We start from the raw sequence: 12,487 nt of genomic DNA, 5'->3' as shown, positions 1-12,487 counted from the left end.
ATACTATGTCCAAGCCCGGAAAAATGTGCCATCCTCCCAAACTGCGGCAGTACGCTGCTCAATTGCGGCTAATACCTTATTGCTAAGAGGTTGGAAAGCCCGGGCTACATTCACGTTCTCTTCCAATTGCTTGACCGTTTCCGCCGCAATAACGCAAGAGTGAACACCAGGCTGGGACAAACTGTATCCCATAGCTTGCTGCATACCATCCAATCCGCCTGGTTTGAACAACCGACCATAAGCTGGTACTTTCATAGCAATCACGCCGACATTTTTTTGTTGTGCTAAAGGAAGAACGACTGGCAGAAATGGACGTGGGTGGTGTTTGTCGGCAGCATTAACAGGGATAAGCGTTGTGTGGAAGGGATAGCGACGCAATCCTTCAGCAATCACCTGTGGATCATGATGTCCGGTTATGCCAACAAACCGGACGAGTTTTTGCTGCATCGCCTCTTCTAAAGCTTTCACTGCACCAGTTGAACTAAAAATGGTGTTGAGTTCTTCGCGGAAAGAAACGTGATGCAATTGCCACAAGTCAAGATGATCTGTTTTCAGACGTTTGAGACTTCTTTCTAATTCCCGCCATGCACCATCACGGTCTCTTTTATCTGTTTTACTTGCTAGAAAAATTTTTGAGCGATGGGGTGGTAGTACTTTCCCGAAATAATCTTCACTTGGTCCATAACCAGCAGCAGTATCAAAGTAACGAATGCCAAGGTCAAGCGCTTTCTCAATAATTGCCACAGCATCACGTTCTCTTCCTTGCCAGGAGAGTGGCGTTTGACCAGCTCCTCCCAACCCAAAAATGGGGACTTTCACTCCTGTACGTCCCAGCACTCGTTCTAGCATCGTCGCTGGTGATGTAGCAGTGTCAGCTGCTTGTTGTTGCAAAGCAGATGCTCCTACTACACCGCCTGCAACCGCAACACTAGTGATGAGGAAGTTACGCCGCGTCGTGTTTCCTGACATAGTTTGCTTCAAGAGTAAATCCGGTGTTCTTTTTGTATGTTACCTAAGGAATTCCCTACGTTAAGCGATCGCACTGTTTTTATCACAAAATAAAGACGCGAAATTTCGCGTCTCTGTGAAATTTCTTCCTGACATTAGACTTCTTGCATTCATTCCAAAAAAAAGAATAATTAACCACAGATGGACACAGATGGAATCAAAGAGATGCAAGAGGTCTATTGAAATTTACTAATTTAATGTCGCATTTTTTATAGCAAAATCCCGATGAAGTTGATACTGCAAAATTTTTTGCTGCGCCATTGGATAATTGTCGCTAGAAGTTGGAACTTCTTCCAAAAGTCTAATTGCTTGTTCCCACCGTTTGACAACTATTTTCCACTCATCTGTAGTTTGTGCTGACTTTGTTAGTTGAGCTGCAATTTTACCTTTGTTAATTGCCTTCCCAAAAGTATCATCTTTGGGAGTAGGTTCAGGAGTTGCTTCTAATCGCTTTTCCAGAGATTGATTGACATATGACATACTTTGTTGAACTTCTGGCAAATTAGTAAACAAGTATATCCATAAAGATATTAAAGAAATCAAAACAAGTGTGAAAACTCTTTTGGGTAACTTGCGATATTTAACAATCAAGTCAACCATAGTTGGCTTTTTCGGCGATGTTTGGTCATTTGTTTGAATTTCAGTTACATTGATTTCACTCTGCTGATTATTTTCCGGTTTTACACTTGTTGCTTCATCAATTTTTTCCGGGGTGCTTTCTGGTTCACTATTAAAAGCATCAGCAAAAATCAGACGGTACTTAAATAAATACTCGATTTGGTAAAAAATAGCAGCGCTGATTATCCAGCAAATAGCAAAAATTGCTTGCAGATTTTTGTGAGGTTGGTTGTAGGTGTCAAAAATTTTTTCGTAGTTGAGTTGAAATAGAGGTAAAAAAGGAGTTGAAAGCAATATTGCAATCAGAGTAGAGAGGACAAACACAAGCCAGCTATATAAACTTTCCCACCAACTTATGAGTCCAGGAACTAATCCCTTGATGTTGTTTGTCCGTTCTCCTGGAATGGCGGGGATGAGGCGACCGATAAAAAAGTGATGGAAAAAGGCGATCGCAGGTATTGGTAATATTAGTAACAATATTACGAGCACAGTCAACAGTTCTGGGTTGTCTGACCATTTCGCGAAATAGGAGTCCAAACCGTTGCTACGTCTCGTCAAGGCTAACAACCCAGTCATAAACATCGATAGTATCAAAGCGTTTAACCAAGCATTGGGGTAAGGAAACCATGTGGGTAATCCAAATCTCATCTCACACCTACTTTATTTACTTAAGTGAACTGATTTCTGCGCTTTTAGAAAAAGACAGGTAGTGAAAGTGCATGCACTTTCATTACATGAATTTCTCAGACATTACCATTTTCAGATTTTGCTGTATCATCTCGAACATAAAACCTCGTTATTGCATTCAATAATACTACGCTGCCAATAAGCAACCAATGGGAGTGATAGTAAATTTTAAAGATAATTACATCTGTCTCAAGTTTGATTTTAAAAAGAATTGCCGAAAAGAGCAAAATTATACCTTTCCACACATCAAGTTATGGAAGTGTCAAAATCGAGAAAGATGATGCACATTTAATTTGCACAGCATCTAAAGACAATGAGGAAGAGAAACAGGCTTTCTCAATGCATGAATTTTGAATTTAGAATTGCTTAATGCCACCTTTACCCAGATACACTCAGCAACCTTGGACAGAAACATACAGTGAAATAATTGATGTTCGTTCAAGCAGCGAATTTGCGGAAGATCACATCCCTGGTGCGATTAATTTACCAGTGCTGGATGATGCAGAACGCGCCCAGGTTGGAACGATATACAAACAAGTATGCCCCTTCACCGCTCGGAAAATCGGTGCTGCTTTGGTTTCAAAAAACATCTCCCAACATCTCACTCAACATTTTGCTGAAAAACAAAAGGACTACCATCCTTTGCTTTACTGCTGGCGGGGTGGACAACGTTCCAATAGTATGGCTTTGGTGCTGACGCAAATTGGTTGGCGGGTAACGTTACTTGAAGGCGGTTACAAGACTTATCGCGCGTATGTCCGCGAGCAATTAAAACATTTGCCAGAAAAATTCACTTACCAGATATTATGCGGTCTCACTGGCAGTGGTAAAACCCATATTCTGCACCGAATGCGCCAGTATGGTGCTCAAGTTTTAGATTTGGAAGCTTTAGCTAACCATCGCGGTTCTTTGCTTGGCGAAGAATGGGAAGGGAAACCTTCACCCCAACCTTCTCAAAAATATTTTGAATCCCTGTTATTGCAACAACTGCAAAGCTTTAATCCTGCTGAAACGGTGTGGTTAGAATCAGAAAGCAACAAAATTGGAAAAGTTTATCTACCTCAGTCTTTTTGGGAGAAAATGAAACAGGCTAGCTGTGTAGAAATTCAGTTACCTATTGCCCAAAGAGTCCAGTTTCTCTTACAAGAATACCCACATTTAACAACTCATCCTGATATTTTAAAAGCCAAGCTAGGAAAACTGAAACCCTACTATGGAAAAGAAAAATTAAGCGAATGGTATCAGTTGATTGATGCTCAGAAGTGGGAATTATTCGTACAAGATATGTTACAGTTCCACTACGATCCAACGTATAGTAAATCCATGAAACGGGACTTTACAAAAGTAGAGCGATCGCTATCCATACCTGATTTATCGAATCCCAGTTTTAATAGTTTGTTAAATTCTCTTTTGCCAAATCAGGTGACAGCAAATTTGTAAAGCAGATCTACCAAATATAAATAGTATGAAATGCGTAATACTGTCTTATATAGCAATCCTATTTGAGTTGTGAGAATTTTTTCGTGAATAAACCGCCAAGACGCCAAGAGCGCCAAGAAAAGATAAACAGAGAATCTCACGAATCATTTAGGACTGCTATACTATTTTGCGCCTTTGCGGCTTTGCGCGAAATTATTTTTATTATGTCATCATAACCGTAAATATACCCTTATTACTCACAATTTTGCCAGCCACAAAATTTAAACTCAAGCTATAAATATGAAAATTTCTCAACGTCATGCTTGGTCTTTGACAGTAGATGAAGCTATCAAAATTCAAGAAAAGCTAAAAGATGAGGTCATAACTGAAGACAAACTCAAAGAACCTGTGCAGTACGTAGCAGGGGTAGATATGGGTTTTGAAGCAGATGGTACGATTAGTCGTGCAGCTGTAGCAGTGCTAAGTTTTCCTGATTTGCAGCTGCAAGAAACCAGCCTCGCACGCCGTCCTACAACATTTCCCTACATCCCTGGGTTCCTTTCATTTCGAGAAATACCCGCAGTCTTAGACGCACTCGAAAAGATTAAAACAATACCAGACATTATCTTATGTGATGGACAGGGAATCGCACATCCTAGAAGATTTGGCATAGCTTGTCATCTAGGATTAATTGTGGATATGCCTACAATTGGTGTAGCAAAATCGTTATTAGTTGGTAAGCATGAGGAGATCCCAGACACACGAGGTAGCTGGCAACCATTAATACATAGAGGAGAAACAATTGGAGCAGTTTTACGGACGCGAGTAGGAGTCAAGCCAATCTACGTCTCTAGCGGTCATAAAGTCAGTCTACCAACAGCAATTGATTACGTATTGCGTTGCACAACAAAATATCGGTTGCCAGAAACAACACGCATCGCCGATAAACTAGCGTCTAACAAATAACGGTAAAAGTAGCGAAGTTCTTGTGGACAATGGTTGAAGTGGGTGCTAAATCAGTCACACTAGTAGGTGAGATGCAAGAACTTGCAGGCGATCGCTACACATACGCATAGTATCCTCATAATTTGTAATCATTCCCCTGCCTAAAGGCTAGGGGCTTTGTCCCCCTCCCAACATTACTCGTAATAAAGGTACGTACTCATGTTGTTCGCGGAACTTCAGGCGCGGTTACGGTTAACTAGAACGGAACTACGCTCCACACCCCAAGACTCATTCTTCGTTGGCGCTCGTTGCCTAACTCGGTTACTAGCGGAGCTTTGGATAAGAGTGCGTTGTTCTGCTGTTGCTTATTTCACCGTAATCTCCTAGACGTTTTGATGGGAACTAAAGTTCCCGCGTCGTGTTTTCTCCTTGGTCTGAAGACACAAGGTTTCCACACTCTTGGAGTTTTTTAGATGAATTCTGAAAATATCAATCATCCATTTCTCCATCTCAAGGTTCGCTCTTTGCTGCTGCGGCTTTTACTCATATCTATCGTTCTTGGGATTGGGCTAGGAGCGATTCAAGCGACTAGTGGTTTAAAATTCAACCCTCAAGTTTTGAATTTAATCCTTTACATCTTCCTGTTCGGGTTACTTTGCCTTTGGACATTGGCAGATTTTAAGCGCTTAGGAGTTAACCTGGGGTATGTAGTCGGTCGTTTGCCAAGCAACCATAGGTGGTTGCCGATGGTAGGCTTAGTTATTCTGTTGCTCCTGTTTTCCATGGGTTCCTACCTCGTACTGTTTTACCTACTGTCATTACTGGCTCCATCGTTTATAGAAGCAATCTTACGCGACATTGCCAACAACCCAACACCTTACAGAAATGCGCCAGTGTTGTTCAACCTGCTGGGAGCTATCGTGTTGATGGTGGTTGCGCCAATTACTGAAGAATTCCTTTTTAGGGGGATTATTTTGCAGCGCTGGGCAAGCAAGTGGGGTATTCGAGCAGGATTGCTGGGTTCGTCGCTGTTGTTCGGAATTGGGCACGCGAATGTCGTGGGTTTGTCTATGGTTGGAATGGTTTTGGGGCTGTTATATATCAAGACACGCTCACTGATGGTGCCGATCGCCTGCCATGCTTTGAATAATTCTTTTGTAGTGGTAATGGAACTGTTCTCAAATGGCTCAAAAACTGTCTCAGCCGTGAACAGGTTAGAACAATTACGTTATAGCTTGTGGTTCGGTATCCTGTTTATAGTTCTCTCACTACCTGTGCTGGTACGCTTCCTCTCTCAAAACTGGCCGCGCAAAAATGCACCCGTCCCTTACTTCATCAACTCTTTTCAAAAAGAGTCATGAAAGAACAAGAAAAGTGATGCTCAATGGTATAGATATGTATAGAATTCTATAGAGATATAAAATATATATTTTAAAGATGCAGACATTTGAAGCAAATTCCTCAATGCATCTGTCAGTTGTGCCAAAACGTTCCCAGCCTCTAAAGATTGTCGCGCTAGGAGATAGTTTAATATATGGGTTTGGCGATCCAGAAGGAGGTGGCTGGGTCGAGAGACTACGACGGTGTTGGATGGTACCTGGCAGCGCAGGTCATATTCTTTATAATTTGGGGGTGCGGGGCGATCGCATCCTGCAAGTAGCGCAAAGGCTAGAAGTGGAATTTCGCCATCGGGGCGAACTGCGAAACCAGGTTCCCGACTTGATTATCCTGTCGGTAGGAGTCAATGATTCAGCACGGTTAGGTCGTCCAAATGGACGAAACTATACAGATTTTGCCGTTTTTGAATCGCAAATTGCATCTTTGCTTGATCAGGCGCAGCAACTATGTCCAGTTTTATTTGTAGGAATGGTCCCAGTTGATGAAGCTAAGATGCCGTTTCTGGATTGTTTGTACTACAATCATGCCGATCAGTACCGCTACAAAGAAGCTATTAAAGTCGCTTGCACCGAACGCGGGATTCCTTATCTCGATATTTTCCAGCAATGGATAAATCGCGGTGAAGCTTGGAGAGTCAAACGCATAAGCAACGACGGTCTACACCCTAATACGCTAGGGTATCAAACTCTGTTAGAGGATGTGATGAATTGGGAAGCTTTTGCTTCCTACAATTACAGTTCCTCCTACCAACTCACTTCGTCATAGGGATATCACTGCTTTAAAGTTGTCCATTTTGTTGTATGTCAGCTTATTGCGGAAAACAGTATAATATGCACCAATAGGATTGTGGGACTCGTAGAATAAGCGTGTTAGGTGTAAGAGCAGATGGCAGTTAATAATGGATTGATTCTTACGCTCTTTATTCTGATTGCAACAAGTCTAGCTATTGGCTATGGTTTCGGCGTGAAAGCTCGACGTTTACCCTTTACGGCAGAAATTGGGTTTAGTCAGAAGCAATGGCAATTTCTGCGGTGGTGGGTCAAGTTAGCCTTGGTTGTTGGAGTTTTATTACCTATCTGCTTGTTAGTTCTGGCTTGGAGGCAACCATCTTCATGGGTATTCTGGGGGAGTTACTTATTGATAGTAGCCGTGCAACTTATCTGTGAAAGTGTCTTTAGTCGCTGGCTGGTGCCAAGTATTGTTGTACCCATTGGTTTTTTCTACACAGCTTTTCGGTTATGGCAACTGCTGGATGGATTCACGCAATTAACATTTTCCTCTTTGACATTGGTAGGTTTTGGCGTTGTTGTGTTGTTTTGGGTTGCTAACTTAGTAATGTTGATGGTGATGGCCATTCCAACGGTCTTTGTTGGTTCCGAGTCAATTTCACAATCTTGATTTCGGTGTCGGCTCAATACCTAGATGATATTTTATTCACTCAACACCGTTGCTGTACCCTTTGGTGCGGTGTCAACAATTGCCAAAATTTTAGGGAGCAGCAATTAACAAAAATTATCTCATAAAGGTATGTTTAAATTTTATTAGGTTTTTAGGTTTATTCTTGAAATTTCAAGATTAGTATCCTAATAAAACAAATCGATGCAAACAAGTGACTTCATCGCCTTTATAGCTTTAATTACTTCTATTTTTAGTATACTGAAGCTGTTCACCAAACACTTGCTAATATACGGTTGGCTGCTTTTAATGCAATGATTTTCTTAATTCACCCGCCAAAGACCTTAGGTATACAACCAGAGGCAGCTATAAAAACTTACCTTGCCTCTCATACATCGGAAACTAAAATGAAAATTTTGACTCTAAATTTGCCAGGTTATGGAAGTGGAGGAAGTGAAGTTTCAGATGATGGATCTCATTTAGAGAATTAGGTTTATGCGATGTTAGCGGTTAAATTGGTAAAAGAGATTTCAGCACTAGGACAAGCTAAATAATATTTGCTGCCAACTCAAACAATTCACCTGGCTGATACTTATGTCGTTTTTGAAATGATAGCAATTGTGATCTTAGAAGTATCACTGTTTGGAGCGATTGGTGCCCACGGTGAGGGACATAGGGCGATCGCCATGCCTTATGCCTCAACCAAGCTTCGCTTCGCTTGGTTGGGGCAAATCTCCGATTTGGGGAGAGGGGTTTGCTTCAAGAAACCCCTGTGGGCATATACGAGCGATCGCACCATCTTTGCAACGTATCGGCTCAATAAGTCGGGGTATCAAGGTTCAAAGATACACAATGGTAGTTCGGTAAAGCTCCAATCATACTGGCAACCGGAGCAAAAATTCCCAACCGATCAATGTCAATTCTCTTCGCCATTAGTTGCGTTGTTACTGCATGGCACAAGTTATGATAAATCTGAACTGATGGCAAGCCAAGCAGAAAATTAAGTTCTCAGTGTAGTTCCTAAACAGCACAGCTACACAGTTATTGACTGCTTCATACAATCCGTAATAATTTATATATATAAAAATAAAAATAACAGCAAATCACCGATGATATTTTGAACCGTGTGTTAATAACAATTAACATTTAATCTAAGCACTAAAACATCCGAATTTAGCCTAAGAAGGTTGACATATTTCAGCGATATGAAGAATCATCTTAGGAACACCGGATAGTCGCTTGTAAGGAAAACATGCACACAGTTGTTCTTGTTCTGGTTGAGGTAGTGATTGTTATTGGACTGTCACGCCTAGTAGGGCTTGCCTTCCGGTGGATTAACCAACCACTCGTTATTGGAGAGATTGTTGCTGGGATTATGCTCGGACCATCTCTTTTTGGTTTGGTTGCTCCGGGGTTAGCAGCTACCTTGTTTCCACCTGAAACAATTCCCTTCCTCAATGTGCTGTCTCAGGTAGGGCTGATATTTTTCATGTTTTTGATTGGGTTAGAGTTAAACCCCAAATACCTGAGTGGCAATTTAGAAGTAGCAATATTAACGTCTCACGTCAGTATTTTAGTACCGTTTTCACTGGGAACGCTGCTAGCGCTACTGCTGTATCCTTTAGTTTCCAATGCAAGTGTATCGTTTACCGCATTTGCTTTATTTTTGGGTGCGGCAATGTCGATTACCGCTTTTCCGGTATTGGCACGTATTATTACTGAGAACAACTTGCAAGGAACTCGTTTGGGAACTTTGGCGCTCACTTGTGCAGCAGTGGATGATGTGACCGCTTGGTGCTTGTTGGCGGTGGCGATCGCCGTTGCACATACTGGTAGCATTGTTAAAGCTATCCCTACGATCATCTATTCCCTGATATACATCGGTTTGATGGTGACAGTGGGGCGAACTTTCTTGCAACGCCTTGCCAAGTACTACCGCCGCATCAGACGCCTCAGCCAATTTGTCCTAGCTTTGATTTATGTAGGAGTAGTCGCTTCTGCCCTCATTACCGAACTGATCGGCATTCACCTGATATTTGGAGCGTTTTTACTAGGGGCAGCCATGCCCAAGGATGCAGGTTTAGTGCGGGAAATAGCAGTCAAAACTGAAGATTTTGTACTGATATTTCTGCTACCAGTATTCTTTGCTTATAGTGGTCTGCGGACGCAAATTGGTTTGCTAAATAGTCCTGAATTATGGGCGCTGTCCCTTGCTGTGCTAGCAGTAGCAATCATAGGTAAATACGTTGGCACGTATGTAGCAGCTCGCGTCAGTGGCATAGATAACCGAGAAGCCTCAGCACTTGGTTGGTTAATGAATACTCGCGGCTTGACTGAGCTTATCGTACTAAATATTGGTCTGAGTCTCGGAGTCATTTCGCCGCTACTGTTTACCATGCTGGTGATTATGGCATTGGTAACAACATTTATGACCTCGCCACTGCTAGAGCTAACTTATCCGAAAAAGCTTATTAAGTTAGATATGGTTGAGCAAGAACCAGAAGAAACAGGTATAGACACTTGTACTGATGAGGATCCTCACAGTCGTCCTTACAGAATTTTGGTTCCAGTGGCAAATCCCAGTAGCCAAAAAGGTTTGATGCAGTTAGCTGTAGCAATTGCTGTAAACTACCAACAACCCGCCGTTATTTATCCCCTGAGTTTGATTGAACTCGAAGAAGACTATGCTTTTGAAAGTACCCCACTAGAAGCAGATAGACTGATTGCAGAGCGCCGCCAACAGCTAGAAGAATTGATTTCACGTCTAGAACCATCAGAAGCAGGCTCGTACGTACATCCAATTGTTCGCATATCAAACAATGTTGCACGGGAAACAGCACAGATTTCCTTACTTAAACAAGTTAATTTAATTCTAATGGGATGGCACCGCCCAGCTTTTAGTCAAAATCGCTTAGGTGGACGAGTTGGTCAAATTCTCACTACTGCGCCAGTGGATGTAGCGGTGTTTATAGATCGGGGAGAAGAGCGTTTAGAAAGCTTGTTGGTTCCTTATTCAGCAAACATTCATGATGATTTAGCACTCATACTTGCTCTGAGATTGCTAGTCAACCGCCCAACTTGTCGTTTAGTGATTTTACACGTGGTGGAAGATAATCAAGTCAAAAATGAACTCAGTTACGAGTTTCGCACCATCATGGAGCAAATGCCTCAAAGTTTACGCGATCGCATTGACATCAAAACGGTCGAAGCCACAGAGCCAATTCAAGCCGTAGTCGCAGCCTCAGAAGCCGTTGACCTCACCATTGCTGGTACTAGCCGCGCTTGGGGTATCGAACGTCATACCCTAGGACGATACACAGATGAACTAGCTATTAAGTGTCGCTCCTCACTGCTTATTACCCGTCGTTACAGTCAATTCACCTCTCACCTAGCCTCAGTACTTTCTAACAATAAATCAGAAGTCAAAAGTTAGATAAATGATGAATTATGAAATAAGGTAATTTTATTTTTCATTATTCAGCATTCATAATTCATCATTTTTTTTGTGTTGAAATCACACTCTTTTTCTATTATTATGCATCATTTCAACTTGAAATATTTAACCTTTTATGGTGTAGCCATCAGTTCTGTTTTACTTTTGTTTAAAGTCGTAACTGCTTATGGAGAAAGCAACCTCAAAGCACCTCCTGCAATGAAAAGTCGTTATGGTCTTGTGTTCAATGAAAAATTACCAATATGCGATCAATCAAATGTCCTAATATTAAATCTTCAACAGTCAGGAATTTACTTAAATGGATTTTTACTTCCAGCTAGTTCTCACACCAAAAGTTCTAACTTATCTGAAACTACCTCTTCTCTAACAGGTAGACTTGAAAATCGACAATTGAGTTTATCTGGAAAAGCTCCCAGGTACATCTTATGTAATCTTCAAACTTCTCAAACACAAGCAAAAATCAGCCATAAAGATAATTCCTCTATTCCAGTTAATATACAAATCCAACTGACGGATAAAGAAGATTTAAGAGGAGAAATAAATGTGAGTGGCACTTCCAAAGCAATTGGATTAACAGCAATATCACAAAAGGAAAATGAACAATCTGAGCAGTCAAACAGTCATTAACGATAAATCGTTAATTTCTGCGCCTCGTGCGGTTAAAAAATAGGTATTCTTCTGGCGGTTCGGGAGTAGTAGGGCATTCGCCCTATATTTGAGCGTACTACCATCCGACACCTCTGGTAGAAGCGACAAGCAAAAAAAACAGTTGTCATTCATAGACAATTGTGGATGAGTTTTCTGGAGCAGTGAGGAGTATGGATAAGCGATTAATGAATAAGCATTTTTTCCGGTTTTGCAACTATCTGTTTCGGGTTTGCTTGTTTAGCTTGTATGCAACGATGCTTTACGGCAACACTTTAAGCGTGTACGCCCTTGAAACTGGCAATAGTACCAAAAAAACTAATCGTAATGCAGCGCCAGTAGTTAAAAAAGCTAATCGTTATGTAGCGCCAGTAGCCAGACTGGAAGATTGGCGCTTTTACCCAGAGGCGTTACAACTAGAAATGTCGCTCTCAGCAGCTTCACAGCCCCGCCACTTTTACCTCGCTCAACCCCCGCGCATTGTTATAGATTTACCTGGTACTAAGTTGGGTAGAATTCCCACTCAGCAAAATTTTTCTGGAGCAATCCGAACCATTCGCGTTTCCCAACTCAACGCAGATGTTACTCGTATTGTCATGGATTTAGCACCAGGAACTGTCATCAATCCAAACCAAGTGCAACTGCAACCCGTTTCTAGAGAAAATCCCAACCGTTGGGTATTACGTCCCTTAATTGCGAGTAACGGTACCTATTTACCTCAAGGAAACTTGCCATCTCTACCAGGTAACTTACCATCTGCTGTGTACAATCCGCCTCAGCCACCAGGTAGCTTACCATCTGCTGTGTACAATCCGCCTCAGCCACCAGGTAACTTACCATCTGCTGTGTACAATCCGCCTCAACCACCAGGTAACTTACCATCTGCTGTGTACAATCCGCCTCAGCCACCAAGTAACT

Annotated in this window: 11 protein-coding genes; 9 read left to right on the top strand and 2 right to left on the bottom strand. The window is 41.8% G+C overall.

What is annotated here, in order from left to right:
* Positions 1-3: 3 nt before the first annotated feature.
* Positions 4-969, bottom strand: coding sequence for an aldo/keto reductase (locus ACM0OZ_RS21245; protein ID WP_414584808.1), 966 nt, complete (start codon positions 967-969; stop codon positions 4-6).
* 228 nt (positions 970-1,197) lie between these two features.
* On the bottom strand, positions 1,198-2,274 hold the full coding sequence (locus ACM0OZ_RS21240) for a hypothetical protein (RefSeq protein WP_414584807.1): 1,077 nt from the start codon (positions 2,272-2,274) through the stop codon (positions 1,198-1,200).
* A 408-nt stretch (positions 2,275-2,682) separates the two neighbouring features.
* On the opposite strand from ACM0OZ_RS21240, the gene mnmH reads away from it, so the two are divergent.
* From mnmH to ACM0OZ_RS21195, 9 genes are all read left to right on the top strand, one after another.
* The gene (gene mnmH / locus ACM0OZ_RS21235) at positions 2,683-3,753 is read left to right on the top strand and encodes a tRNA 2-selenouridine(34) synthase MnmH (protein ID WP_414584806.1); all 1,071 of its coding nucleotides are present in this window, start codon (positions 2,683-2,685) and stop codon (positions 3,751-3,753) included.
* A 279-nt stretch (positions 3,754-4,032) separates the two neighbouring features.
* Positions 4,033-4,698: a deoxyribonuclease V gene (gene nfi / locus ACM0OZ_RS21230; protein WP_414584805.1), complete on the top strand. Its 666-nt coding sequence runs from the start codon at positions 4,033-4,035 to the stop codon at positions 4,696-4,698.
* 452 nt (positions 4,699-5,150) lie between these two features.
* Complete coding sequence (locus tag ACM0OZ_RS21225) at positions 5,151-6,038, top strand: lysostaphin resistance A-like protein (protein WP_414584804.1); 888 nt, start codon at positions 5,151-5,153, stop codon at positions 6,036-6,038.
* A 76-nt stretch (positions 6,039-6,114) separates the two neighbouring features.
* Complete coding sequence (locus ACM0OZ_RS21220) at positions 6,115-6,840, top strand: GDSL-type esterase/lipase family protein (protein ID WP_414584803.1); 726 nt, start codon at positions 6,115-6,117, stop codon at positions 6,838-6,840.
* A gap of 120 nt (positions 6,841-6,960) precedes the next feature.
* Positions 6,961-7,473, top strand: coding sequence for a hypothetical protein (locus ACM0OZ_RS21215; RefSeq protein ID WP_414584802.1), 513 nt, complete (start codon positions 6,961-6,963; stop codon positions 7,471-7,473).
* A gap of 554 nt (positions 7,474-8,027) precedes the next feature.
* A complete protein-coding gene (locus tag ACM0OZ_RS21210; protein ID WP_414584800.1) occupies positions 8,028-8,474 on the top strand; it encodes a hypothetical protein in 447 nt (148 codons plus the stop codon).
* A gap of 248 nt (positions 8,475-8,722) precedes the next feature.
* The gene (locus ACM0OZ_RS21205) at positions 8,723-10,903 is read left to right on the top strand and encodes a cation:proton antiporter (RefSeq protein WP_414584799.1); all 2,181 of its coding nucleotides are present in this window, start codon (positions 8,723-8,725) and stop codon (positions 10,901-10,903) included.
* 72 nt (positions 10,904-10,975) lie between these two features.
* Entirely contained in the window at positions 10,976-11,551 is a 576-nt protein-coding gene (locus ACM0OZ_RS21200; protein WP_414584798.1) for a hypothetical protein, read from the top strand.
* Between the two features lie 191 nt (positions 11,552-11,742).
* The coding region (locus tag ACM0OZ_RS21195) for an AMIN domain-containing protein (RefSeq protein WP_414584797.1) at positions 11,743-12,487 on the top strand (745 nt) is incomplete at its 3' end.

It is taken from the genome of Scytonema sp. PCC 10023 (genome assembly GCF_963920835.1).
Lineage (GTDB): Bacteria > Cyanobacteriota > Cyanobacteriia > Cyanobacteriales > Nostocaceae > Kalymmatonema.
Note: the sequence above shows the minus strand (reverse complement) of the source record. Positions and strands in the feature narration are given on the sequence as shown.